This window comes from Candidatus Pseudothioglobus singularis PS1 (assembly GCF_001281385.1).
GTDB lineage: Bacteria > Pseudomonadota > Gammaproteobacteria > PS1 > Pseudothioglobaceae > Pseudothioglobus > Pseudothioglobus singularis.
On sequence record NZ_CP006911.1, the window covers coordinates 237,116 to 261,326 of the forward strand.

The following is a 24,211-nucleotide window of genomic DNA, read 5'->3' on the forward strand; positions in this document are numbered from 1 at the left end:
CTCTATGGTCTTATTTGTCCGTCACCCATGACGATGTATTTTTGTGATGTAAGTCCCTCTAGCCCTACTGGACCTCTGACATGGAATTTACCTGTACTGATTCCAATTTCAGCGCCAAAACCATACTCAAATCCATCTGCAAAACCTGTAGAAGCGTTGACCATAACAGAGGATGAGTCAACTTCGGATAGGAATTTTTTTGAATTGACATTATTCTCAGTCACAATTGCATCGGTATGGGCAGACCCATATGTATTAATGTGAGATATGGCCTCGTCGACTGAATCAACAATCTTCATCGAAAGAATCGGCGCTAAGTACTCTTCACTCCAGTCATCCTCAGTTGCTTTTTTAATAACATTTGATAGCATCTGAGATTTTTCACAGCCCCTAATTTCAACTTCTTTTTTAATGAAAAGCTCGATTAATTTTGATAGGGCTTCGGAGTCAAAATCTTTATGAACGAGAAGGGTTTCAGTAGCGTTACAAACTCCGTATCTTCTAGTCTTACCATTGAAGGCAATATCAACTCCTTTTTGAGGGTCTGCATCTTTGTCTAAATAAGTGTGACAGACTCCATCCAGATGTTTGATAACTGGCATTCTGGCATTCATACTAATATTTTTGATGAGACCTTTGCCGCCTCTTGGAATGATTGCATCGACATAATCACTTGCACTAACGAGTTCAGTGACTGCTTCGCGATCAGTAACCTTAATCAGTTGCACTGAGTTCGGATCAAGTCTTGCCTCTTCGAGACCTCTCTCGATGCAAGAATAAAAGGCTATGTTTGAGTTGATAGCCTCAGAGCCACCTCTTAGTATGATGGCATTGCCAGATTTAATGCACAGTCCTGCAGCGTCAACTGTGACGTTTGGACGAGACTCATAAATCATCCCTATGACGCCCAAAGGAACCATCATTTTTCCAATTTTGATGCCACTTGGTCTTTCCTTAAAGTCAGAGATTTGTCCTATCGGATCAACCAAGGTTGAGATTTGATGAAGTCCTTCAACAACGCTATCGAGTCTCTCATCATTAAGCATTAGTCGATCTAAAAGCGCATCATCAATACTATTTTCTCTAGCAGCTTTTAAGTCTAAGTCATTGGCATCTAAGATAAATTGTTTGTTCTGTTGGATTTGACTGGCAATATTGATTAATGCATTATTCTTTTGATCAGTGCTGGCAATTCTTAAAGTTTCAGAGGCTAACCTAGCCTTCTGGCCAATTATTTTAATTAATTCAGCTATTGAGCCCATTGCTTTTTCCTGATAAAGAAGTAACTACGCCTTGTAGTTCGTCATAAACGTTTAGATTATCCATACCTTTGAGAGAGCGGTCAATACGACCCAGGGTTAGGAGGAGTTTTTGAAGCGACTGGTAGCTATGCTTTTTGAGCGCATTCGATATTAAAGGCTTTCTTTTTTGCCAGACCCTGTGATTACTAAGAACACTTTCAATGGTCTGGTTGGTTTTGAGTTCAATAGCCATCGTCACTAGGTTTTTAATTTCTCGGTAGAGCGATGAGATCAGAATGATGGGTGGGGTCGCATCTTCGACAAGTGATTTAAAAATTTTGTTTACTTTTTCGCTGTCACCTTGAAGGGCTGAGTCGATCATTCCAAAAACTGAATACTGAGATTGCTGATCAATCTGATTCAAGTATTCCTGTAGATTGATATTGCCATCAGGGTAGGCAATTTTAAGTTTTTGGATCTCCTGCATAGTGGCTAAAAGATTTCCTTCAGTGCAGTAAGCTATAGCGTTGGCAACATCATGATTAGAATTTAAACCGAGTTGCGACATGTTAGTTGAAATCCAGCCCACAAGTTGATTGCTTTGAACTTCCCAATGCTGTATGACAATTCCATTACTATTAAGTGACTTAAACCATTTACTTTTTTGCTGAGCCATATCTAATTTTCCAGAGGAAATTAATAGCAAAATATCATCTGGCAAACTTTCAGCGAGCTCTGTGAGTGCTTTAGACCCTTTCACTCCAATTTTTCCAGTTGTTAGGCGGCACTCAATAATCCTTTTTTCAGCAAACAAAGATGGACTTGAAATTAGACTAAATATTGAATCCCAAGAAAAGTTGCCATCAATGTCAAACCTAAATCGCTCACTGTATCCATTTGTCTTTGCTGAATCCTTGATTAAAGATAAAGACTGCTCCACGAGGAGTATTTCTGCTCCAAATACGAAATAAATTGAAGCGAGTTGATTTGAAAGATTATTTTGAAGTTGTTCAGGTTTAATATTCATTTAGTATCTATAGTTACTCTGGCTTCTTATACAGAAGTAAATTAAGTATGCCCTCATTCATTATGTCATAGTTATAAAAAATATTGATTAAACCTTGAAAAATGCCATCAAACACTATATATAAAAAACAATAGGGTATATTTACCTTTCTAATTTAGGATAAATTTAAGTTTATGTATAAGAATATTTTACTATGGTTGGTCCTTGGAAGTGTGCTTGCATCGCTTTTTGGGCAATTTAATGTAGCTGATGAAAAGAATGAGATTAGTTACTCTCAATTCATTCAAAGTGTTAAGCAAGGAAGTGTCTCAAGCGTTAAGATTGCAGGTAGTAATATTAGCGGTGTAACCGCTCTTGGTGAAAGGTTTGAAACCTATAGCCCTGGCGATCTTGGGCTGATGGGTGACTTATTAAACAACGGCGTTTCAGTTGAGGCGACGCCTCCTGCCAAAGAAAGCTTTGTAAAACAGCTAATTATTTCCTTGGCACCTATACTGCTTCTTATTGGAGTCATCATGTATACGATGAGAGGTGCTGGAGGATCAATGGGCGGTAAAAACCCAATGTCATTTGGTAAATCAAAAGCGCGTTTAATCACAAAGGATGAGTCTCACGTCACTTTTGATGATGTTGCTGGTGTAGATGAAGCTAAAGAAGAGGTTGGAGAGCTCGTCGACTTTCTATCGGACCCTAGTAAGTTCACTAAAGTGGGTGGTAAGATTCCTAAGGGCGTTCTTATGGTCGGTCCTCCAGGTACAGGTAAAACACTTTTGGCAAAAGCAGTTGCCGGTGAGGCAGATGTCCCATTCTTTTTCATTTCTGGATCAGATTTTGTAGAAATGTTTGTAGGTGTTGGTGCTTCTCGAGTAAGAGATATGTTTGATCAAGCAAAGAAAAATGCTCCTTGCATTATATTTATTGATGAGATTGATGCTGTAGGTCGTCAGCGAGGCGCTGGAATGGGCGGTGGTCATGATGAACGTGAGCAGACACTTAATCAAATGCTAGTTGAAATGGATGGATTTGAGGGTTCAGAAGGCATCATTGTGGTTGCTGCAACTAACCGACCTGACGTTCTTGATCCTGCACTTTTAAGACCTGGTAGATTTGACAGAACGGTGACTGTTGGTCTTCCTGACATTAATGGACGCGATGCCATCTTGAAAGTTCACATGAGAAAACTGCCGATTGCAAAAAATGTCAAGTCGATGGATATTGCTAGAGGGACTCCTGGTTTTTCTGGTGCAGACCTTGCTAATCTAGCGAATGAAGCAGCACTCATTGCTGCTCGATTTAGTAAAAAGCTTGTTGGTATGAGAGAATTTGAAAAGGCTAAAGATAAAATTATGATGGGCGCTGAGCGAAAAGGCATGGTGATGGATGCCTCTGAAAAAGAAATGACTGCATACCATGAGGCTGGCCACGCTATTGTGGGCCGTTTAATGCCAGAGCATGATCCTGTTTATAAGGTAAGTATCATTCCAAGAGGAAGGGCACTTGGTGTTACGATGTTTCTTCCTGAAAAAGACAGCTACAGTATTTCAAAACGCAAACTTAATTCACAGGTGGCCTCTTTGTTTGGTGGACGAATTGCTGAAGAGGTTGTGTATGGTGAGGATGCTGTCACTACAGGTGCAAGTAACGATATTGAGCGTGCTACTGAAATAGCTCACAAGATGGTTAAGCTTTGGGGTATGTCCAGTGTTATGGGACCAATGGCTTACGGTGAAGATGAGGGTGAAGTCTTTTTGGGACGCCAGGTTACAAAGCATAAACATATTTCAGATGAAACGTTTACCAAGGTAGATAGTGAAATACGAAAGATTATCGATAGGAACTACTCAACAGCCTATAAGATTATTGAGGACAACAGAGATATATTGGACGCAATGGCTGCAGCGCTTGTTGAGTTTGAAACGATTGATACGAGTCAAATAGATGATTTAATGGCAAGAGTTCCTATGAGGGAGCCTGCAGATGTTGTTGATTCTGAAGAGGTTTCTTCGGAACTTGGGACAGGAGGTAAAGATTCAAAAAGCTCTAAATCTTCATTAGATACTAAGACTGATGCAGATGGTGGTACTGAGCAGTTTGCATAATTTATCCTCGCTATGATTGTCTCTGAGCCAATCATTATGGGTGTTCTCAATGTAACACCCGACTCCTTTTCTGATGGCGGAAAGTTTTTTGATGCTAACTCAGCTATTGATCAGGCTTCATCAATGGTCCAGGAAGGTGCTGGCATTATTGATATTGGTGGTGAGTCGACAAGACCTGGTGCTAAAGCTGTCAGTGTCCAAGATGAGCTTAACCGCGTCATTCCCGTTATCGAAGCTCTAAAAGGAAAAATTAATGTCCCAATCTCGATTGATACCTCTAAGCCAGAGGTTATGGAGAGAGCTGTTGGAGCCGGCGCCAGTATTATCAATGATGTCAATGCACTTCGCGCTGATGGTGCCTTGGATATGGCTGCAAAACTTAAAACTGATATATGCCTCATGCATATGCAGGGAAGTCCAAGAACGATGCAGAATAATCCTACTTATGAAGATGTAGTCAGGGATATAAAAGTATTCTTTAAGGAAAGAATTAATGCTTGCAAACTAGCGGGTATAGAGCTCAGTTCAATCTCATTAGATCCTGGATTTGGCTTTGGAAAGAACTTAGGTCATAATATAGCTTTGTTAAAGAATCTCTCAGAGTTTCATGAATTTGGCGTATCCATTCTTGCGGGACTCTCTAGAAAATCAATGATTGGAACCCTTTTGGGAGACAAAGACGTTGACTCAAGAATGATTGGGAGCGTGACAGCAGCATTAATTGCTGTCGAAAATGGGGCTGATATTATAAGAGTCCACGATGTTGCAGAGACGAGTGATGCACTCAGAGTCTGGCAACAAATTAAGAATTTTAGGGGGTAATTTTGAGTAATTTTTTTGGGACTGATGGGATTCGTGGCGAAGTTGGTAAGGCGCCGATCACAGCCGACTTTTTACTAAAAGTGGGTTGGGCCGTAGGCTCTGTTTTAAGAGAGAGTGGAAGTGCTAGCGTCATTATTGGAAAGGATACCCGAGTTTCAGGCTATCTATTTGAGTCAGCGCTCGAAGCTGGATTCCTATCTGCTGGCGTCAACGTTGGCATGCTTGGGCCGATGCCCTCTCCTGCTATTGCGTACCTGACGCAAGCATTCGGAGCAACAGCGGGCGTCGTTATCAGTGCATCTCACAACCCATACCATGATAATGGAGTAAAGTTTTTTTCATCTAAAGGCGTCAAGCTGAGTGACGATATTCAAAAAGCAATTGAAAAGAAGCTTTCAATGCCAATGGTCAGCGTTAATTCAGCTACCATTGGAAAAGCAAAGCGCTATGGGCAAGCAGTTGGTAGATATATCGAGTTTTGTAAGTCAACATTTGATAAATCGTGCGACTTATCCAACTTAAAGATTGTTATTGATTGTGCCAATGGCGCAACTTACCATATTGCTGAAGACGTTTTTACTGAGCTCGGCGCCTCAGTCACAATGATTAATAATACGCCAGACGGTTACAATATAAACCGTGAGTGCGGGGCAACTGATACGCTTCATCTCCAGCACGAGGTGATAGAAAACAGTGCTGATCTGGGAATCGCTTTCGATGGCGATGGAGATAGGCTGATTATGGTTGATCATAAAGGTGAAAAAGTAGATGGTGATGAGTTAGTCTTTATTATTGCGAATGCCTGGCAAAAAAGAGGTGAACTAAAATCCAACACCGTTGTCGGCACTAAGATGACAAATTTAGGAATTCGCAACGCATTAACAGACAATGGAATGAAGTTCATTGAGGCTGACGTCGGAGACAGACATGTCATGAATCACTTAATTAAAAACAAAGCTATTTTGGGCGGGGAAGGCTCTGGACATATTATCTGCTTAAATAAGTCTACCTCTGGAGACGCTATCATAGCAGCCCTTCAGGTTTTGGAGATTGTTGTAAAAGCTGGGCAATCTCTTTTCGATCTCAAAAGCGAAATGACTAAATACCCTCAAGTTCTAATTAATATTAAAACTGAGAGTAAGGTCAACCTAAATGACTCAAAACTATTAGAGTTAATTGGTACTGTTGAGTCAAAGCTCTCTGACAAAGGTCGACTTTTAGTTAGAGAATCTGGAACTGAGCCTCTGGTTCGCGTTATGGTTGAATGTGTGGATAATGCCCTGGCTACTGAATCTGCAAAACAAATATCAGAAGCAATTCAGTCAATGTAATTACAAAGTAATTACTATATTATATTTAGCATAATTTAAGATTATGGTTTTCACTCCAGTTGACATAATCATCATTTCACTCATCTTTATTTGGATTGGTTTTGTAAGAACAGGCCTTGGTTTTGGCGGCGCAGTCTTAGGTCTTCCACTATTAATGTTGGTTGGAGGGTCTCCAATTGATTGGCTCCCCATTATTGGGATACATTTACTATTTTTTTCAGGAATTGCGCTCGCAAGATCACTAAAAATAGTCGATTGGGGTTATTTAAAGCAGTCACTGCCATGGATTCTGCCTGCAAAAATTATTGGTGTTATAGGTCTAATCAGTCTTCCACCAACCTTAATGACAGTCATAGTTTATTTGATAACATCTTTTTATGCATTGACATGGATCATGAACTTTCAAATTGCATCTCGTAGGGGCTGGGGAAGTCGATTGCTGCTTATGCTTGGTGGTTACATTTCTGGAACATCACTCAATGGTGCGCCATTATTAGTCGCTGTCTACATGCAAAATATTGATCTCAAAAGGCTTAGAAATACTTTGTTTGTTCTATGGTTTTTATTAGTTACAATAAAGATGGGGGCATTTTTGATGGTTGACGTATACATTAACTGGCAGTTTTCTTTGATGTTAATTCCAGTCGCAGGACTTGGACACTTTGTTGGACTCAAAGTACATGATCAAATCATTAATAACGATATCCAGTTCAAAAGATGGATAGGTAGTGCGCTAATTGTTATATGTATAGTAGGTCTATCAAAAGTAATCTTTTAATGGCATTACTTATAACGAGCTAATCCATTGTGTTGATAGGTATTTCGGTTGTGCTTTTAATTTCTTCAATAGCAAAATTAGAAGTCACCTTTAGAAATTTAACTTTTTCAATTAAGTTTTTATAAAAATTGTCATAGCTCTCTATGTCGCTCACAACCACTTTAAGAAGGTAGTCTGTTTCACCGCTCATACGATAACATTCAATGACTTCAGGGATCTCTTTAACGGTATCAGCAAAAACACTAATTCTTTCTTGGTTATGATTAGTTACAGTGACACCAACCATCGCAGTGACATTGGAGCCAACCCTCTTTCGATTAACCAGAGCAACCGTTTTATTTATATAGCCATTATTTTTAAGCTGGTTGATTCTCTTCCAGCAGGGTGTTGTTGATAAATGTACCTCAGAGGAAAGATCTTGGATTGTGAGTTCAGCGTTATGCTGTAGTAGTTTTAATAGTTTAATATCGATTGCGTCCATAATGTTATCTAAAAAAGGTACAAAATATAATATTATTCTTTATATGATATATTTCTAAGAAAAAATTCCTTTTTTATTTCTTTTTATAATTGAAAATAGAATATTTTACTATAATTCTGCGTAATATATTAATTATTCAAAAAGATGTATCAATACAGCGTAGAGGATAAGCAGTTTTTAGTTGAGCGAGTCGATCAATTTGAAAAGCAATTAAAGCGGCACTTGTCTGGTGAACTAGATGAAGATAAATTCAGAAGCTTAAGGCTTAGGAATGGTCTCTACATGGAGCTTCACGCGCACATGCTAAGAATTGCAATTCCTTATGGTATCTTGGCTTCAGATCAGCTCAGAGCGCTTGCAGATGTTGCTGACAAGTATGACCGTGGTTTTGGACACTTTACAACGCGGCAAAATATTCAGTTCAATTGGATACAGCTCCCTGAGATTGCCAATTTACTTCGTGATTTAACAGATTCCGGACTCCATGCAATCCAAACCAGCGGTAAAGCCACAAGGAATATCACTGCAGACCCTTTATCGGGCTTAACTGAAGGAGAGATTGAAGATGCGAGGCCATATTGTGAGCTGATTAGGCGATGGTTTAACCTGCATCCAGAATTCTCATGGCTTCCTGGTAAATTTAAAATTGCTATTAATGGCGCAAAGCTTGATGAAACTGCATTAAGAATCCATGACCTAGGCTTAAGATTGGTTCGAAATGAAAATGGAGATCTAGGCTTTAGCGTTTTCGTGGGAGGTGGTTTAGGGGCAGCAGCTATGATCGCCGCTGAAACAGCATCCTTTGTTCCAGTTGTTGACATACTAAGCTACCTAGAATCATCACTGAGAATATACAATTTAAAGGGTCGCAGAGACCATCAAAAGAAACTGCGCATTAAGTTCCTTGTTCGAGAATTAGGTGCAACTGAGTTTTCAAAATTGGTTGATGAAGATTGGCAACAAACTAAAGATGATCCTGATTTGAAATTAAATTTAAACGAATTAGAGAGCCTAAAGAAAGATTTCGCTTTACCAATTAAGCCTATTGATCTTGATGGTTTTAAGGACAAAGTCGACTTCAATTACAGTATTTGGAAGAAAAACAATGTCCGAAGCCATAAAGTTTCTGGCTACAGCATTGTCAATATCTCTCTTACCAAGCTGGGAACTGCCCCGGGAGATGCAACATCAGCGCAGATGAGAATTCTTGCAAAACTCGCTGATGAGTTCAGTTCGGGAGAGATTAGAACAACCAAAAGGCAAACGATTGTGTTTCCTTTTGTTCGAAAAGATCAAGTATTTGACCTATGGAAATCATTAGAGCAGTATGACCTCTCAAGTCCTCACCAAGGGACACTGGCTCAGATTGTTGCCTGCCCAGGAAGGGATTATTGTGATTTAGCAAAGGCGGTCTCTATCCCAATAGCTACAAGGGTTCAAGAGCGATTCAATGATATGAATAGGTTACTTGATATTGGAGATTTAAAGATTAATATTTCTGGCTGTGAGAATTCATGTGCCCACCACCATATCGCTGATATTGGTCTTTTGGGTATGCAAAAAAATGGTGAAGAGTACTATCAAATTACCCTGGCAGGAGAGACACTTCATGAGACTAACATTGGTAAAAAGTTAGGCCCCTCTGTAAGCGGGGAAACAATAGTTGATGCCGTTGAAGACATCGTCAATGTATACATAGACAACCGTCAGCAGGAAGAAAAATTTACTGATGTATTTAAGCGGATTGGTATAACACCCTTTAAGGAGAAGGTCTATGGATGAAATAAAAAATCCAATCAGTCTCATTAATAAAGATTATGAAACGATAAACCTTGTTACATTTGAAGAGTGGCTCGAAGACAGCGACAAATTATCGAGGCTTGGTGTTGGCCTAATATTAGATCCCTCGAACGATGTTGGATTAATAAAAGAAAGCCTCGACTCTATTGAATTAATTGCTTTAGATTTTAGAAACTTTGATGATGGAAGAGGCTACTCTCAAGCTTACTTTTTGAGCAAAAGGTGGAAGTTTAAAGGTGAGATTGTTGGTATCAATGCCCACCTTGATCAACTTCAGTTTATGATCAGGTCTGGCATTACGAGTTATCAGTTACTCGAGTCTTACAAGGGTTTTAATGAGGAAGATTACTCTAACGGATTCAGTATTTGCTACCAGGCTGCAGCAAACAACAATGGCCTCAATTTAAAGTATTAATTTAAGAGTATAATAAAACCGTTTTTTTAACAAAAAATGTTGATAAATTAAGGAAAGAATTTATGTCAGTAATGACCGAAAAAGTAACCCATGTACACCACTGGAATGATAACTTATTTAGTTTTCGAACCACTAGAGATCCAGGCTATAGATTTAAAAACGGTCATTTCACAATGATTGGACTTCCATCAGATGATCGCCCTTTAATGAGGGCTTACAGCATTACAAGTTCTAATCATGAGGAAGAGCTGGAATTCTTCAGTATTAAGGTTCAGGATGGAGCGCTCACCTCAAAGCTACAAAACCTTCAGGTAGGTGACGAGGTTCTGGTTGGAAAGCGCTCAACAGGAACCTTAGTTCCGGATAATATGCTGCCTGGACGCTTCCTTTATTTGTTAGCTACTGGCACTGGGCTGGCTCCCTTTATGAGCATCATTAAGGACCCCGAAATTTATGATCAATTTGAACGCATTATTTTGGCTCATGGTGTTCGTGAGGTTTCAGAGCTAGCTTATTCTGACTATATTGAAAATGTTCTTCCCAATGATGAATACTTGGGAGAAATGGTGCGTGACAAACTCGTTTATTATCCAACTGTAACGCGTGAGCCATACAAGAATAATGGACGTCTGACAACGCTTATGGAGTGTGGCAAGTTATTTTTAGATTTGGATCAGCCACATCCTACATTGGAAGATGATCGCTTTATGATGTGTGGTAGTCCAAGTATGCTTAAAGATTTAGTTGCCATTTTAGAGTCCAAGGGTTTTATTGAGGCGCGCAATATCAATCCAGGGCACTTTGTTATTGAGCGTGCTTTTGTAGAATCCTAGATTTTAATTAGTCTTTCAGTCTTTTTCACTCGCAATTACTAAATGTCTCTTATGGCAAAGCCAGTTGTGGCTTTTCATTCATAGTGAAAGAAGAAAGTTAACTATATTTAGTTTAAAATTACTAAGTATATGAATGAGAATTTTTTAGTTCTTTTAGGCTTAGGAAATACCGCAAAAGCTGAAGGAAAATCCTTAGTAGGGCAAATAGATGCAGTCTTACCTCAGACGCAATGTACCCAGTGCGACTTTGATGGATGTAAGCCGTATGCTGAAGCAATTGCAGCGGGAGAAGCTGAAATAAATCAGTGCCCACCTGGGGGTCAGGATGGAATTAACGCTCTTGCAGAACTTCTAGGGCGAGAAACGCTGCCATTAAATAAAGCTCATGGAGAAACAAAACCGAGGCGAATAGCTGTGGTTGATGAAAAAGTCTGTATAGGATGTACTCTCTGTATACAGGCTTGTCCAGTAGATGCTTTTGTAGGCTCTTCAAAGGTTATGACGCAGGTGATTGCAGAAGAATGTACTGGCTGCGATTTATGCTTGCCCGTTTGCCCAGTTGACTGTATAGATATGATTGAGTCTAACCCAATTGAACGTGGAAATAATATACTGCAGAATGAAACTTTAAACATTAGGCAAGATCAAGAGAGGGCAATCCGAGACAATTGGAGAAACAGATTTGAGTTTCATCAATCTCGTATAGAGAGAAACAAGCGCGAAAGAGATGAGCTATTAAAATCAAAAATGATTGCCTTAAAAGAAAAAATGGCAAAGGATAAGGCTCAAAAAGAAAAAATTAATGCAGCAATGCTGCGAATCAAAAATGCAAAGGAAAAAAATGAAACTAAGTGACTTTGATTTCGAGTTGCCTGAATCATTAATTGCTCAACACCCAAGCCACAAAAGAACTGACTCACGCCTTCTGGTGAGGGGTCATGATTTAGTTGACAGTCATTTTGCTGACTTAGGCCTATTTCTTAAGCCAAAAGATTTACTTATTCTTAATGATACAAGAGTTATTCCAGCAAGATTATTTGGTCACAAAGAGTCAGGTGGAAAAGTTGAGGTGTTAATAGAAAGATTAATTAATGAAAGGGAGGCCAGGGCGATGATTAAATCAAGCAGGTCTCCTAAGTTGGGAAGTTACATCATTCTAGAAAATGACTGCCAGTTTCAGGTGACCTCAAAGAATGATGGAATATATAACATCTACTTTGATACAGGCTCTATCCTTGAAACGCTCAATGAAATTGGACATATGCCATTGCCACCTTATATTGTTAGAGATGACTCAAATGAGGATGCCAAAAGGTATCAGACAGTCTATGCAAAAAATGATGGCGCCGTTGCAGCTCCTACGGCAGGACTTCACTTTGATGATGAACTACTAGCTAATCTGAAGGAGCAGGGCGTTGATCATGCTTTCGTAACCCTTCATGTTGGAGCTGGAACTTTTCAGCCTGTCAAAGTTGAAAATATTAAAGCTCACAAAATGCATAGTGAGCAGTACGAAATTAATCAGGACACCGTAGACAAGATAGAGAGAGCCAAGGTAGAGGGAGGTCGTGTAATAGCGGTAGGTACAACTGCTGTAAGAACGTTAGAGTCTGCATCTTTGGGCGGCAACCTTAGAAGCCAAAAAAGTGATACCGAGATATTTATTTATCCGGGCTTTAAGTTTCAAGTGGTTGACGCAATGATCACAAACTTCCACTTACCAAAATCATCATTACTTATGCTGGTTAGCGCCTTTATAGGTTTTGAAGAGATGCATCAAACGTATCAGCACGCTATCAGTAAAGAGTACCGTTTCTTTAGTTACGGCGATGCTATGCTTTTAGAAAAAAGCTAGACTCTTGGGTTTGTTGAAAGGTGCTTTGAAAGCAGAAAAATTAGGAAGGCTAATATTGGTAAAAGCAAAAAGCTCGTTTTAATTGAAGTGAATTCAGCAATAAGGCCTATAAATAGGGGGCCAAGCAGCATGCCGCCATATCCAAGGGTTGCAATGCTCGCAATAGCTGACCCTTGGGAAATTTCTTTGTCTTTACCTGCACGCGAAAAGGCTAGCGGAATTATGACAGCAATGCCAATGCCTATAAAGCCAAAGCCGATAACCAATGGTACAAGAGAATTAAATGTTAATACGATGATAGAGCCCAGCAAGGCAATTAATCCAGAGTAGCGCGCCGTCATATGAGCGCCAAACTTGAGTGCTATCTTGTCACCCATGAGCCTCATGGTAAACATGCAAACAGAAAAAACGGTGAACCCAAGGGCTGCACTGCTATTATTGAGTTCTGCAACACTTCTCAGAAAAATGGCGCTCCAATCTGCAACGATGCCCTCTCCGAGTGATGCAAAAAATGTGATTAAAGCAACGGGAAGCAATGCTCCTTTTGGGAACGAAATAAATGGCTCTTTATTGCTGTTTTGTTTCTTCTCTGATTTGAAAGGGATAGTAATAATGGGAAGCATGGCCAAAAAAATGACAATGGAGGTAATGGTAAAGTGCATTGGCATAGTAACTTTATAGAAAGAGGTGATGACACCTGTCCCAGCACCAATCCCTGCTCCAAGGCTCCACATTGCATGAAAAGAGGACATGAGTGGACGCTCGTCCTTTCGCTCAACTTCTGCAGCCCAAGCATTCATCGCGACGTCATCGCCGCCATGAATGACACCAAAGAAAATGATAGCGGCAGCTAGAGCCCATATTGAATTAGCAAGAGCTATAAATATCAGAGTTAGAGGAATAAAGATGCAGGTGGTCCTCTTGGTAACCGTTGAGGCTCCATAACGATCTGCAGCCCTTCCAAAAACTGAAAACGCTATAACAGCGGAAAAGCCAAGAAGAAAGATTAATAAGCCCAGTGCGCCTGGCGATAAGTTATGGAGATCTGAGATTTCAGGAATGCGAGATGCCCATGTACCAAAGACAACTCCATTGATCGCAAAAATTACTGAAACTGCAAATCTGCTATTTCTAACGAATTTCATGCAACTTTATTTAATAGATTGAATCACTATTATAAAGCTTCAAGCAATGTTTGCCCCATTAAAGCTGGGGTTGGTGAAACGCTTACACCCGCATTATTGAGCGCTTGAATTTTACTTTTTGCATCTCCCGAGCCGCCACTTATAACTGCACCTGCATGCCCCATTCTTTTTCCTTTTGGCGCTGTGAGTCCAGCAATGTAAGAAATGACAGGTTTTGTAATATTGGATTTAATGTATTCAGCTGCCTCTTCTTCAGCGCTCCCACCAATCTCTCCAACCATTACAATTGAATGGGTATCTTCATCCGCTTCAAATAATTTGAGGCAATCGATAAAGTTCATTCCTTGAACTGGATCACCACCGATACCGATGCATGTACTTTGACCGAGTCCGGCGAGTGTTGTTTGGTGGACCGCTTCATAGGTCAAGGTTCCAGATCTAGACACAATACCTACAGTACCACTCTTATGAATGTTGCCAGGCATAATACCAAGTTTGCATTCATCTGGAGTTATCACACCAGGGCAGTTGGGACCAATAAGTCTTGATTTACTGTCAGCTATAATCGCTTTAACCTTAATCATATCTTGAACAGGTATGCCCTCAGTAATGCAGGCAATTACAGGCATTTCAGCCTCAATTGCCTCAACTATGGAGGCATATGCAAATCGAGGTGGAACATAAATCATAGTGGCGCTAGCACCGGTCTCACTCATTGCATCTTTGACAGAATTAAATACCGGTTTCTCTAAGTGAGTTTGACCACCTTTTCCTGGAGTAACACCACCTACAAAGTCAGTGCCATAGGCAATAGATTGTTCAGAGTGAAAAGTACCCTGCTTGCCAGTAAAACCCTGACAAATTACTTTTGTTTGTTTATTGATTAATACGCTCATTTGGCCATCTCCACAACTTGTTTAGCGGCTTGAGTTAAGTCAGCCTCAGTAATAATGTTAAAGTTACTAGCATTTAAAATGTCTAATCCCTCTTTAGCATTTGTTCCCTCAAGTCGAACCACAATTGGAAGTGCTAGACCTACTTTTTCTATTGCTTGAAGTATGCCGTTAGCAATGAGGTCACAACGAACAATACCTCCAAAGATATTGACTAAAATTGCCTTAACGTTTTCCCCACTTTGAATTATTTCAAAAGCCTTCGCAACTCTTTCAGATGTAGTGCCGCCGCCAACATCTAAGAAATTAGCAGGTGAACCACCATGGTATTCAATTAAATCCATGGTCGCCATTGCCAGTCCAGCACCATTGACCATACATCCTACTGTTCCATCTAGTGAAATATAATTTAACTCATATTCACTCGCACTTCTCTCTTTCTCATCCTCTTGAGCAACATCTCTTAGGGCCAAAATTGATTCATTTCTATAGAGAGCATTATCATCAAAGTCAATTTTGCCATCGAGTGCCATAATTTGATTATCACCGGTAATAATGAGTGGGTTAATTTCAATTAGATTTGCATCATTCGTTGTAAAAATTTCATATAGCCCCATGAGAGTTTGAGAGAACTCATCATGAAGTGATTCGTCCAAGCCCAGCTTCACTGAAACTTCGCTGCACTCGTCTAAAGATAGTTTGCTGAGCGGATTGGTTTTCATCTTGATAATCTTATCAGGAGTATCAGAGGCAACCTTTTCAATGTCCATTCCTCCTTCTGTAGAGGCTAAAACAGTAATTCTTTCTGAGGCCCGATCAACTAGTAGACCTAAATATAATTCTTTAGCAATATCTTGGCCAGCTTCAATGATGACTTCATTAACAGGTTGTCCATTTGCATCAGTCTGAGGAGTTATCAGATTAGTTCCCAGAAGACTCTCACTCGCTTCAATCGCATCTTTGATATTTTTGCACACAATGACGCCACCACCCTTGCCTCTACCACCAGCATGAACTTGGGCTTTTACAACCCATATGGAGCCACCTAGTTTTATACAAGCAGATTCAGTATCTGTCGCATTTGAAACGACGATAAAGTTTGGCACTTTAATACCATTTTTCTTAAATAAGTCTTTAGCCTGGTGTTCATGTATATGCATATAATTAAAAGAATTAGGGTTAAAATATCAGGGAGAGTATTTTATCATTCTTCGATTGCTGACTATATTTTATTAGGCTATTTATTCGAATTATGAAAACCTCTCTAATCTATCTTATTAAAATATCAATTTAAATTTCACCACATACTATTTCAAAAAATTTTAGGATCAATAAATTATGAACTACAACACCAGCCAGTTTAAAAATGGTATGAAATTAATGCTTGAAGGCAACCCATGCTCAATTGTTAATAACGAAATTGTAAAGCCTGGAAAGGGACAAGCTTTTAATCGAGTTAAATTTAAAGACTTAATTACTGGAAAAACCTTAGAGAAAACTTTTAAATCAGGTGAGTCACTTGAGGCCGCAGATGTCATGGAATTGGAAATGCAGTATTTGTATAGTGATGGAGAAAAGTGGCATTTTATGGATCCTGCATCATTTGAACAATTTGATTTAGGTCAGGAGTCAATGGGTAGCGCCTTAAACTATCTCGTAGAGCAAGACACTTGTATTGTAACGCTTTGGAATAATAATCCAATATCAGTCAACCCACCTAATCATGTTATTTTGGAAGTTACTGATACAGATCCTGGACTCAAGGGTGATACAGCAGGTACTGGTGGAAAGCCAGCCACATTAAATACAGGTGTTGTTGTTCAAGTTCCTTTATTTGTAAGTATAGGCGATAAAGTTAAAGTTGATACAAGAACGAATGAATACTCAGGGCGTGCTTAATTGACGTCTTCATGTCTAAAGTTAAAAAAAATCTCAGGGAGTATCAAGACTTTACTCGAACAATTCGAGATTTCTTTTATTCACGTCAAGTCATCGAGGTAGTAACCCCTTCTCTATTGCAAGCGCCATCAACCGACGTTTACATTGATAGCATTGAAGTCTTGGTTAATCAGGCCCTCGCAAAATCATCCAAGTTTTACCTGCACACTTCACCAGAACTTGAAATGAAGCGACTGTTATCTAAAGGGAGTGGTGATATTTTTCAAATTTGTCAGGTTTTTAGAGACAACGAGCATGGACGAATCAACTCTAATGAGTTCACAATGCTTGAGTTTTACCGTATTAAATTTAACATACATCAACTGATGGATGAAATCATAGAGCTATTGGCTGCTCTAGGTTCAAGTGCACCCACAAAGAAGCTGTCATATGCCCAAGTATTTTTTGAGTATTCAGAAATCGATATACTCAATAGTGACATTCATGATCTCAAAGAGATAACGAATTCATTGGGTTTAAATTCTGATTACGAGTGGATTGAAGATATCCAAATGCTGCTTTTTGTTCATTTAATTGAACCAAAGCTCAAAGAGATCCCCATATGCTTAATCTATGATTTTCCAAAACAGCAGGCTGCCCTTGCCGAAATTCATGGCCCTATAGCACATCGATTTGAAATGTACATGAATGGCACTGAGATTGCCAATGGCTACCAAGAAATACAGTTTGCGAATGATTACCGAGACCGCTTTAATACTGAACTCAATAAAAGGAAGGCCTTATCTAAGCCTTTTGAGTTCCTTGATCATGGCTTCCTGGAGGACCTTGAAGAAGGCATCCCTAAATGCTCTGGAGTAGCCATTGGGATTGAGAGACTATATTCATTATTGAGTCTATAATTGAAAGTGAACTAAACATTAAAGAGGGCCTCTAAATAACTTTGGAAAATTCAAACGCACCTTTTTGGCAGACTAAGTCGCTTCAAGAAATGAGCGTTGAGGAGTGGGAGTCACTCTGCGATGGATGTGGGCGATGCTGTCTACATAAGCTAGAAGATGATAGTTCGGGGAAGGTTTACTTTACAGATGTTGCATGCCATTATCTTGATGAAGAGAGCTGCTCTTGTCCACATTATTTAGATCGTCAAAAGTATGTCCCAGATTGCTTAACTATTAATCCAGGTTGGGGTGAAAAGTTCAATTGGCTGCCAACTACCTGCGCATATCGGTTACTATATGAAGGAAAAGCCCTTCATGAGTGGCACCCACTTATCAGTGGAGACAAAAATAGCGTTCATTTAGCGGGAATTTCAGTCAGAGGAAGAACTTATAGGGATAACGAAATTAACGAAGATCAATTATTCGAACATGTTATTAAATGGGTGGAATAGATGAAAAAATTAATCACATTAATATTCAGCTTGCTCATCACTTTCAATGTTTTGGCTAACGATTGGCCACATCAAAACATTTCAAAAGCAGTCTTTGCTCTAGACATTAAAGATAGGGCACCTATCAATATTATTGAAGAGCTTGACAATTCTTTGGGTAAAATCTATTTTTTTACAAATATCCGCAACCTTCAAGGTCAGCGAGTTACGCATCGCTGGATATACAATAACAAAGTAATGGCAGATGTTGTGTTTGATGTTGGCGGACCAAGATGGAGAGTCTGGTCTTCTAAAAATTTGTGGCCAACTTGGATTGGGCTATGGAGCGTTGAAGTACTCAGTGCGGATGGTGAAGTACTTTATCAAAAAGAATTTAACTACATAAATAAATAATGAAAAAAGTTGTATTGGCATATTCAGGCGGTTTAGACACTAGCATCATTGCTAAGTGGCTCCAAGATACATATAGTTGTGAGGTCGTTACCTTCACGGCTGATATCGGTCAAGGCGAAGAAGTTGAGCCAGCCCGATTGAAGGCTGAGGCAATGGGAATCAAAGAAATTTATATTGAAGACTTGAGAGAAGAGTTTGCACGTGATTTTGTTTTTCCAATGTTTAGAGCAAATGCAATCTATGAGGGCGAGTATCTTTTAGGCACCTCTATCGCTCGACCTTTAATTTCTAAAAGACTTGTGGAGATTGCTAAAGAGGTTGGCGCTGATGCGATTTCTCATGGAGCAACTGGAAAAGGAAATGATCAGGTAAGGTTTGAATTAAATGCTTATGCTATTAACTCTGAAATTCAGATTATAGCTCCATGGCGTGAGTGGGATTTATCATCTCGTGAAAGCTTAATGGACTATGCAGAAAAGCATAATATTGAGGTTGATTATAAGAAACAATCAAAAAAATCTCCATACTCTATGGATGCAAATCTGCTCCACATATCTTATGAGGGCGATCTTTTAGAAGACCCATGGCAAGAAGCTGAAGATGAAATGTGGCGCTGGACAGTGTCACCTGAGAACGCTCCTGATAAGCCTGAATATATTGAGCTAACTTATGAAAAAGGTGACATTACAGCAATTAATGGCTCGCCTATGTCACCAGCAAAAGTAATGGAGACATTGAATCAGCTTGCTGGAGCGCATGGCATAGGACGTCTTGATATTGTTGAAAATCGTTTTGTTGGAATGAAGTCACGAGGCTGTTACGAAACTCCAGCTGGTACTATTATGCTTAAAGCGCATCGTGCGATAGAGTCATTAACCTTGGATCGTGAAGCGGCTCATCTAAAAGATGAGCTAATGCCCAAATATGCCAAACTTATTTACAATGGTTTTTGGTTTGCACCAGAGCGTGAAATGATGCAGGCAGCTATTGATGCTTCTCAGGAAAATGTGAGTGGTGTTGTCAGAGTTAAGCTATACAAGGGTAATACTTCAGTTGTTGGAAGAAAATCTGACAACAGTTTGTTTAGCGAGAAAATTGCAACATTTGAGGATGACGGAGGCGCATACAACCAAAAAGATGCGGAGGGCTTTATCAAGCTTAATGCACTAAGACTTAGATTGAAATCCCTCCAATAGTGATAAAAGTCGGCATCCTTTCTGATACTCATGGAGTAATTCATCCTGAAATTATTAAGCTCATGAACGACTGTGATTTTGTGATTCATGCAGGCGATATAGTCGATGAAGATTCTCTAAGAGTGTTAAGGCCAAAACAAAAAATAATTGCTGTTAAGGGCAATAATGATTTGCATATCAGTTCTCTTGGAGAGGTAGAGATGCTTGACCTTCCTGGCGGCAATATAGCGGTAGAGCATGGCCATATGCATGGCCATATTCAGCCAAGTCATGATTCTTTAAGGGATACTTACCCCAACGCCAAAATAGTTGTATATGGGCACACACATAAACAGGTCATTGACAAAGAAGGACCTACTTGGGTGGTCAATCCAGGTTCAGCTGGAAAGACTAGGAACTATGGCGCAGCAAAATGCCTACAGCTCACTATTAAAAATAATAATGAATGGGATATTGAGCCACAAATTTTTGATGATGTTTTCTAAGTAATCAATTAGCCTTAATCGATTGATCCACCTTCAATGATTTCATCAGCGGTTGCATCTCGAACCGACAAGACTTCAACATAAAAAATAATATCTTTTCCTGCAAGAGGATGATTTCCATCAATGGTCAATTTGCCATCTTCAATGCTTGATACAATAAAATCTTTAGTGCCACCTTTATCATTTTGCATGGTTACAGCTGCACCAATAAATCGATACTCTAAGGGTACATTATTAATTTCATCAGTAAAAATCAACTCTTCCAATTTTGCACCAAAAGCATCTTCAGCCTTAAGAAGAATCTCTACCTCATCGCCAACAGATTTGCCTTCTAATTCTTTGGTAACTTGATTGAACAGCAGCGTATTATCACCTTGAACGTAACCCAAAGGCTCTTCAACTTGCTCTATAACTTCACCATTAGTTTGGTCGATGATTCTATAGGTTAGTTCAACAAATTTATTCGTTGTAATAGTATTGCTCATATCTTCAACTAAAAAAATTAGAAAATTGTTGCGCCAAATATTTTAACTTCACCCTCTTCAATACCCAAAACAAGTCGACCTAAGAATTCTCCAGGAACCTCATCACTTGTCTGCTTGTATAGAACTGTTATGTAATCACCTCGCCTAAGACAACCTAAAAACTCTCTCTCAACTGCAAGACTAGATAGCATTTTATTTTTTGTCCATTGTTTGCCAATCTCAATTTCATTGGCACCCATTAGCATTTCTTTTGAAAAATGCTTAATAAAGCCGAGGTAGTCTCGTTTATTTGATGATACAACTAAATCATCCCATAGTGGTTCTGCTATTTCTAGAATTTCATCATTAGTTTTTTCAAGAAGGTTCATTTATTCATCCAGTAGTTAAAATTATTGAGGCCCCAAGTATGAGGCCTCAATTCACTATTTATTTTTTATTGACTAATCAACTATATGATAAAGAGGTGCTTTTTCCATTGCCCATTCACCAGTCTTTGGATCACGTCTAGAGACAGTAAGACAGTGCCAATTATCATCATCAAGTTTCATATGATCGCCTCGATAATAATATCCTGGCCAGCGTGTTTCTTCACGAAACAGAGTGTGCTGAGCAACGCACTCAGAAGTTATTGTTCTGTGTTTTAATTCCCATCCACGCATCAGTTGGTGCAAGTCCTCTGCACCAATATGTTCAAGATCTTCTTGAAGGATACCAAGCAACTCAATACCACGAGTAAGAAGATTACCATTAGTCATATAATTCACACTAATACCACCAACATATTCATCCATAATTTTTTCAAGTCTTTGAAGGCCTTGAATTGGTAATAAATAGCTAGGGGAAACTGTACCAGCAGTAATTTCGTTGCGACCAACAGTATAGTTCTCAAGAGGTTTAAAAATTATTTCTTTAAGATCATCACACTGCTTGTTACTAACTTGGATTTTATCATCACCCATATCTTGGATGTACTTAACAGCAGCTTTAGCTGCTATCCTTCCTTCCGTAAATGAGCCTGATGAGAATTTATGAGCAGTCCCACCAACTGTATCACCTGCTCCAAAAAGCCCATCTACAGTGAGCATTCTATTGTATCCCCAGAAATATTCAGGGGGAGAAATATCTTCAGGACCACTTACCCATGCACCTGAACAGGTCGCATGAGAGCCCATAACGTAAGGCTCAGAGGTGGTAAGCTCAGGATTTGTATATTTAGGATCAATATTCTGTGACGCCCAAACTACAGCTTGACCAACAGTCATACCTAGAAAGTTCTCCCAGCCAATAACCTCAAGGTGAGGGTCTTGGAAGGCTTCCATTGTAACCATATGAATTGGTCCTCTTCCAGCCTTAACCTCTTCAATAAATGCATGATTTCTTAAGCAAGTTGGTGTTGGTGTATGGTCAATGTACTCACCCACCATAGCTTTGGTATGCTCATACCACTTTGACTCATATTCCTCACCATAAGTATTTTGAGTATAAGTCTTAAGATGAAGGAAATAAGCACCAACCGGTCCATATCCATCTTTAAATCGAGTTAATACAATACGGTTTTCCATTTGCGTCATCTTAGCGCCAACTTGAATAGGAAGTGCATATGCAGAACCACTACTCCATGGAGCGTACCAAGTTCTACCCATGCCTTCACCAACTGAGCGAGGCTTGAAAATATGAGAAGCGCCACCAGCACCAACAATAACTGCTTTAGCTTTAAACACATGGTAATCACCGGTTCTACAATTAAATCCAACTGCACCACCTACGCGGTTTTCTTTAGCTTCATCCATCAATAGATGGGTAATCATTATTCGGTTATAAATTTTATCCACTGACTTACGTGCAGCTTCTGCAACGATTGGCTTATAGCTCTCTCCATGGATCATAATCTGCCATTTTCCTTCACGCTGATAGCGACCAGTCTCTTCATTTCTCATAATGGGCAGGCCCCATTCTTCAAATTTATGAACAGCTGAGTCAACATGTCGAGCCATATCAAAAGCAAGATCTTCACGAACTAGTCCCATTAAGTCATTTCTTGCATACCTTACATGGTCCTCAGGTTGGTTCTCATCCCATTGCATTCCCATGTAGCAGTTGATAGCATATAAGCCTTGAGCAACCGCACCACTTCGATCAATGTTTGCTTTTTCTGCACAAATAATTCTCATATCACGGCCCCAGTATCTCGCCTCATAGGCGGCACCAGTTCCAGCCATTCCACCACCAACAACTAGAATGTCACAGTCTTCCCAAACAGTTTTTCTTTTTGCCATTAGTAATATACTCCCTCTTTAAGCTTGTCCTTACTGATGACAGGTAAACCTTTTTCAACATTAAGTGCGTCAGGCTCAAAACACAATAGTTGTGAATCAAGGGCTGCCTGATCAGGAACTTCTAGATCACCAAGCTTAGGGATCTTCTCTCCCCATGGTTGAGTAGTGATAGGTGATACAAAATTTTTCTCACGACCATCTCTAAACTTAATTTTCCATGAGATAGTTCCTTTCTCTTCTTCACGAAGAACTCTCACGCTATGACCAAGAGGAGCAAAGTCGGCATAACCTCTTACGTCAATTGCATTTTGAGGGCATGCTTTCACACAAGAGTAGCACTCCCAACACATATTTGGTTCAATGTTAACTGCGCGACGAATAGTTTTGTCGATGTGCATGATATCTGATGGACAGATATCAACACAGTGTCCACATCCATCGCATCTTGTCATGTATACAAAAGTTGGCATAATATTTTCTCCGAAAAATTAATTATTAATAGTGACGTGGTGCTTCACGTTTGATTCCAAGGCCAAATTTCTCTGGCATATCTGCGGGCTCTGGAAGGTTTTCTCTTGATCCATCTGCCTTGGTAACTCTTTTTTGAAAAGCTGCAGCTGGCTTATAAAACATGTGTGCAAATTTTGACCACAAAACGCCACCAAAAAGAACAGTGCTTGCAATTATAAAAAGACCAAAGAATAGAGTCTGCCAAATTGCTACACCATTAGCTTGAAAATAGGACCAAATTAGTGCAAAAGTTGCCATCGCAATAAGCGACAGAACAAATAGATCTGCTCTCATTACCCTGTACCACTTATTTCCCTCTGCGGCGACATCAACTCTAATGAAGAACCAAAACCAGTAGCCACCAACACATAACATTGCAGCACCTAAATGCCATAATAATGGCCATAGTGATGGAGTTATAGAGCTTGGAGTGGAGTATGAGAATATCATGACTGCAGTCGCTATGACAAACAGCACAAATCCATACATTGTAAGAAGATGAGCGAGTCTTCTTCTAGTGCTGCAAAACTCTGAGGAGGTTAAGACTTCGTTAGTAGCAGTTTTGAAAGCAATTGAAACTTTCTCTCCTGAGCTAACTTCTCTTGTGGCAGATTTTTTTGCCTTAACTGAATTATTAAAAAAGTATTTAGCACTTTTCTTATGTACAACGTCAAAAAGAGTTGCACCAATCACAAGAAGAAACATCACAACAACATAGGTTTGCATCACAAGTGATGGAATGAAGGCTGATATTTCAGAAAATGGGTTTATAGAGATCATGTTATATTTTTCCTTTAATTAATTGCATTACGAACTACTTTTTCAAACTAAATGCACTATATTTCCGAGCGTGCAAT

General features: G+C 39.5%; 26 protein-coding genes. 15 read left to right on the top strand and 11 right to left on the bottom strand.

The genetic code is table 11. The features are described 5' to 3' along the window. Window positions 1-2: 2 nt before the first annotated feature. Window positions 3-1,262: a glutamate-5-semialdehyde dehydrogenase gene (locus W908_RS01150; RefSeq protein ID WP_053819614.1), complete on the bottom strand. Its 1,260-nt coding sequence runs from the start codon at window positions 1,260-1,262 to the stop codon at window positions 3-5. After that, the gene (gene holA / locus W908_RS01155) at window positions 1,246-2,268 is read right to left on the bottom strand and encodes a DNA polymerase III subunit delta (protein ID WP_053819615.1); all 1,023 of its coding nucleotides are present in this window, start codon (window positions 2,266-2,268) and stop codon (window positions 1,246-1,248) included. The genes W908_RS01150 and holA overlap by 17 nt, the downstream gene beginning before the upstream one ends. A gap of 173 nt (window positions 2,269-2,441) precedes the next feature. Here holA and ftsH point away from each other — a divergent pair, with 173 nt between their 5' ends. From ftsH to W908_RS01175, 4 genes are read left to right on the top strand one after another with little or no spacing between them, the layout of a single operon-like run. Further along, entirely contained in the window at window positions 2,442-4,367 is a 1,926-nt protein-coding gene (ftsH, locus tag W908_RS01160) for an ATP-dependent zinc metalloprotease FtsH (RefSeq protein ID WP_053819616.1), read from the top strand. A gap of 12 nt (window positions 4,368-4,379) precedes the next feature. Next, a complete protein-coding gene (folP, locus tag W908_RS01165; RefSeq protein ID WP_053819617.1) occupies window positions 4,380-5,189 on the top strand; it encodes a dihydropteroate synthase in 810 nt (269 codons plus the stop codon). 2 nt (window positions 5,190-5,191) lie between these two features. Further along, window positions 5,192-6,520, top strand: coding sequence for a phosphoglucosamine mutase (gene glmM, locus W908_RS01170; RefSeq protein WP_053819618.1), 1,329 nt, complete (start codon window positions 5,192-5,194; stop codon window positions 6,518-6,520). Between the two features lie 43 nt (window positions 6,521-6,563). After that, window positions 6,564-7,298 (top strand): sulfite exporter TauE/SafE family protein, encoded by a 735-nt coding sequence (locus tag W908_RS01175; RefSeq protein ID WP_053819619.1) that lies wholly within the window; start codon window positions 6,564-6,566, stop codon window positions 7,296-7,298. Window positions 7,299-7,317: 19 nt separating this feature from the next. Here the strand turns inward: W908_RS01175 and W908_RS01180 are convergent, their stop codons facing one another. After that, a complete protein-coding gene (locus W908_RS01180; RefSeq protein WP_053819620.1) occupies window positions 7,318-7,779 on the bottom strand; it encodes an Lrp/AsnC family transcriptional regulator in 462 nt (153 codons plus the stop codon). A gap of 144 nt (window positions 7,780-7,923) precedes the next feature. Here W908_RS01180 and W908_RS01185 point away from each other — a divergent pair, with 144 nt between their 5' ends. The 5 genes from W908_RS01185 to queA all read left to right on the top strand — a co-directional run bounded on the left by W908_RS01185 (window position 7,924) and on the right by queA (window position 12,682). After that, on the top strand, window positions 7,924-9,561 hold the full coding sequence (locus W908_RS01185) for a nitrite/sulfite reductase (protein ID WP_053819621.1): 1,638 nt from the start codon (window positions 7,924-7,926) through the stop codon (window positions 9,559-9,561). Continuing rightward, window positions 9,554-9,994, top strand: a complete 441-nt coding sequence (locus W908_RS01190; protein ID WP_053819622.1) for a DUF934 domain-containing protein — start codon at window positions 9,554-9,556, stop codon at window positions 9,992-9,994. The genes W908_RS01185 and W908_RS01190 overlap by 8 nt, the downstream gene beginning before the upstream one ends. Before the next feature lie 62 nt (window positions 9,995-10,056). Beyond that, window positions 10,057-10,827 (top strand): ferredoxin--NADP reductase, encoded by a 771-nt coding sequence (locus tag W908_RS01195; protein ID WP_053819623.1) that lies wholly within the window; start codon window positions 10,057-10,059, stop codon window positions 10,825-10,827. A 129-nt stretch (window positions 10,828-10,956) separates the two neighbouring features. Beyond that, on the top strand, window positions 10,957-11,682 hold the full coding sequence (locus W908_RS01200; protein WP_053819624.1) for an RnfABCDGE type electron transport complex subunit B: 726 nt from the start codon (window positions 10,957-10,959) through the stop codon (window positions 11,680-11,682). Next, window positions 11,669-12,682 (top strand): tRNA preQ1(34) S-adenosylmethionine ribosyltransferase-isomerase QueA, encoded by a 1,014-nt coding sequence (gene queA, locus W908_RS01205; protein ID WP_053819625.1) that lies wholly within the window; start codon window positions 11,669-11,671, stop codon window positions 12,680-12,682. Before W908_RS01200 ends, queA begins: the two co-directional genes overlap by 14 nt. On the opposite strand, the gene W908_RS01210 is transcribed toward queA, so the two are convergent. From W908_RS01210 to sucC, 3 genes are read right to left on the bottom strand one after another with little or no spacing between them, the layout of a single operon-like run. Continuing rightward, window positions 12,679-13,827 (bottom strand): MFS transporter, encoded by a 1,149-nt coding sequence (locus W908_RS01210; protein WP_053819626.1) that lies wholly within the window; start codon window positions 13,825-13,827, stop codon window positions 12,679-12,681. The two genes, queA and W908_RS01210, sit on opposite strands and share 4 nt — an antisense overlap. A gap of 29 nt (window positions 13,828-13,856) precedes the next feature. Next, window positions 13,857-14,723, bottom strand: a complete 867-nt coding sequence (gene sucD / locus W908_RS01215; protein ID WP_053819627.1) for a succinate--CoA ligase subunit alpha — start codon at window positions 14,721-14,723, stop codon at window positions 13,857-13,859. Next, window positions 14,720-15,880, bottom strand: a complete 1,161-nt coding sequence (gene sucC, locus W908_RS01220; RefSeq protein ID WP_053819628.1) for an ADP-forming succinate--CoA ligase subunit beta — start codon at window positions 15,878-15,880, stop codon at window positions 14,720-14,722. Before sucC ends, sucD begins: the two co-directional genes overlap by 4 nt. A gap of 178 nt (window positions 15,881-16,058) precedes the next feature. Here sucC and efp point away from each other — a divergent pair, with 178 nt between their 5' ends. Genes efp through W908_RS01250 form a run of 6 tightly spaced genes read left to right on the top strand, consistent with a single transcriptional unit; the run spans window position 16,059 to window position 20,083 of the window. Further along, entirely contained in the window at window positions 16,059-16,619 is a 561-nt protein-coding gene (gene efp, locus W908_RS01225; protein ID WP_020023513.1) for an elongation factor P, read from the top strand. A gap of 11 nt (window positions 16,620-16,630) precedes the next feature. Further along, window positions 16,631-17,518, top strand: a complete 888-nt coding sequence (gene epmA, locus W908_RS01230; RefSeq protein ID WP_053819629.1) for an EF-P lysine aminoacylase EpmA — start codon at window positions 16,631-16,633, stop codon at window positions 17,516-17,518. A gap of 41 nt (window positions 17,519-17,559) precedes the next feature. After that, on the top strand, window positions 17,560-18,009 hold the full coding sequence (locus tag W908_RS01235) for a YcgN family cysteine cluster protein (protein ID WP_053819630.1): 450 nt from the start codon (window positions 17,560-17,562) through the stop codon (window positions 18,007-18,009). Next, a complete protein-coding gene (locus W908_RS01240) occupies window positions 18,010-18,402 on the top strand; it encodes a DUF2914 domain-containing protein (RefSeq protein WP_053819631.1) in 393 nt (130 codons plus the stop codon). Beyond that, a complete protein-coding gene (locus W908_RS01245; RefSeq protein ID WP_020023509.1) occupies window positions 18,402-19,598 on the top strand; it encodes an argininosuccinate synthase in 1,197 nt (398 codons plus the stop codon). Before W908_RS01240 ends, W908_RS01245 begins: the two co-directional genes overlap by 1 nt. Continuing rightward, window positions 19,598-20,083, top strand: a complete 486-nt coding sequence (locus W908_RS01250) for a metallophosphoesterase family protein (RefSeq protein ID WP_053819632.1) — start codon at window positions 19,598-19,600, stop codon at window positions 20,081-20,083. The genes W908_RS01245 and W908_RS01250 overlap by 1 nt, the downstream gene beginning before the upstream one ends. A gap of 14 nt (window positions 20,084-20,097) precedes the next feature. On the opposite strand, the gene W908_RS01255 is transcribed toward W908_RS01250, so the two are convergent. The 5 genes from W908_RS01255 to W908_RS01275 all read right to left on the bottom strand — a co-directional run bounded on the left by W908_RS01255 (window position 20,098) and on the right by W908_RS01275 (window position 24,134). Beyond that, on the bottom strand, window positions 20,098-20,568 hold the full coding sequence (locus W908_RS01255; RefSeq protein WP_053819633.1) for an FKBP-type peptidyl-prolyl cis-trans isomerase: 471 nt from the start codon (window positions 20,566-20,568) through the stop codon (window positions 20,098-20,100). A gap of 17 nt (window positions 20,569-20,585) precedes the next feature. Beyond that, on the bottom strand, window positions 20,586-20,936 hold the full coding sequence (locus W908_RS01260; RefSeq protein WP_053819634.1) for a hypothetical protein: 351 nt from the start codon (window positions 20,934-20,936) through the stop codon (window positions 20,586-20,588). A gap of 72 nt (window positions 20,937-21,008) precedes the next feature. Continuing rightward, on the bottom strand, window positions 21,009-22,844 hold the full coding sequence (aprA, locus tag W908_RS01265; RefSeq protein WP_053819635.1) for an adenylyl-sulfate reductase subunit alpha: 1,836 nt from the start codon (window positions 22,842-22,844) through the stop codon (window positions 21,009-21,011). Then, complete coding sequence (gene aprB, locus W908_RS01270; RefSeq protein WP_020023504.1) at window positions 22,844-23,314, bottom strand: adenylyl-sulfate reductase subunit beta; 471 nt, start codon at window positions 23,312-23,314, stop codon at window positions 22,844-22,846. Before aprB ends, aprA begins: the two co-directional genes overlap by 1 nt. 25 nt (window positions 23,315-23,339) lie before the next feature. Beyond that, a complete protein-coding gene (locus W908_RS01275; protein ID WP_053819636.1) occupies window positions 23,340-24,134 on the bottom strand; it encodes a hypothetical protein in 795 nt (264 codons plus the stop codon). Window positions 24,135-24,211: the final 77 nt, after the last annotated feature.

Excerpts from the sequence above, each read along its gene's own strand:
- W908_RS01150 (WP_053819614.1), bottom strand. The coding sequence starts at position 1,262 with ATGGGCTCAATAGCTGAATTAATTAAAATAATTGGCCAGAAGGCTAGG.
- queA (WP_053819625.1), top strand. The coding sequence starts at position 11,669 with ATGAAACTAAGTGACTTTGATTTCGAGTTGCCTGAATCATTAATTGCT.
- W908_RS01200 (WP_053819624.1), top strand. The coding sequence starts at position 10,957 with ATGAATGAGAATTTTTTAGTTCTTTTAGGCTTAGGAAATACCGCAAAA.
- W908_RS01190 (WP_053819622.1), top strand. The coding sequence starts at position 9,554 with ATGGATGAAATAAAAAATCCAATCAGTCTCATTAATAAAGATTATGAA.
- ftsH (WP_053819616.1), top strand. The coding sequence starts at position 2,442 with ATGTATAAGAATATTTTACTATGGTTGGTCCTTGGAAGTGTGCTTGCA.
- W908_RS01245 (WP_020023509.1), top strand. The coding sequence starts at position 18,402 with ATGAAAAAAGTTGTATTGGCATATTCAGGCGGTTTAGACACTAGCATC.
- aprB (WP_020023504.1), bottom strand. The coding sequence starts at position 23,314 with ATGCCAACTTTTGTATACATGACAAGATGCGATGGATGTGGACACTGT.
- W908_RS01195 (WP_053819623.1), top strand. The coding sequence starts at position 10,057 with ATGTCAGTAATGACCGAAAAAGTAACCCATGTACACCACTGGAATGAT.
- W908_RS01275 (WP_053819636.1), bottom strand. The coding sequence starts at position 24,134 with ATGATCTCTATAAACCCATTTTCTGAAATATCAGCCTTCATTCCATCA.
- aprA (WP_053819635.1), bottom strand. The coding sequence starts at position 22,844 with ATGGCAAAAAGAAAAACTGTTTGGGAAGACTGTGACATTCTAGTTGTT.
- sucD (WP_053819627.1), bottom strand. The coding sequence starts at position 14,723 with ATGAGCGTATTAATCAATAAACAAACAAAAGTAATTTGTCAGGGTTTT.
- W908_RS01260 (WP_053819634.1), bottom strand. The coding sequence starts at position 20,936 with ATGAACCTTCTTGAAAAAACTAATGATGAAATTCTAGAAATAGCAGAA.
- W908_RS01175 (WP_053819619.1), top strand. The coding sequence starts at position 6,564 with ATGGTTTTCACTCCAGTTGACATAATCATCATTTCACTCATCTTTATT.
- sucC (WP_053819628.1), bottom strand. The coding sequence starts at position 15,880 with ATGCATATACATGAACACCAGGCTAAAGACTTATTTAAGAAAAATGGT.
- W908_RS01255 (WP_053819633.1), bottom strand. The coding sequence starts at position 20,568 with ATGAGCAATACTATTACAACGAATAAATTTGTTGAACTAACCTATAGA.
- epmA (WP_053819629.1), top strand. The coding sequence starts at position 16,631 with ATGTCTAAAGTTAAAAAAAATCTCAGGGAGTATCAAGACTTTACTCGA.
- efp (WP_020023513.1), top strand. The coding sequence starts at position 16,059 with ATGAACTACAACACCAGCCAGTTTAAAAATGGTATGAAATTAATGCTT.
- holA (WP_053819615.1), bottom strand. The coding sequence starts at position 2,268 with ATGAATATTAAACCTGAACAACTTCAAAATAATCTTTCAAATCAACTC.
- W908_RS01185 (WP_053819621.1), top strand. The coding sequence starts at position 7,924 with ATGTATCAATACAGCGTAGAGGATAAGCAGTTTTTAGTTGAGCGAGTC.
- W908_RS01180 (WP_053819620.1), bottom strand. The coding sequence starts at position 7,779 with ATGGACGCAATCGATATTAAACTATTAAAACTACTACAGCATAACGCT.
- W908_RS01210 (WP_053819626.1), bottom strand. The coding sequence starts at position 13,827 with ATGAAATTCGTTAGAAATAGCAGATTTGCAGTTTCAGTAATTTTTGCG.
- W908_RS01240 (WP_053819631.1), top strand. The coding sequence starts at position 18,010 with ATGAAAAAATTAATCACATTAATATTCAGCTTGCTCATCACTTTCAAT.
- folP (WP_053819617.1), top strand. The coding sequence starts at position 4,380 with ATGATTGTCTCTGAGCCAATCATTATGGGTGTTCTCAATGTAACACCC.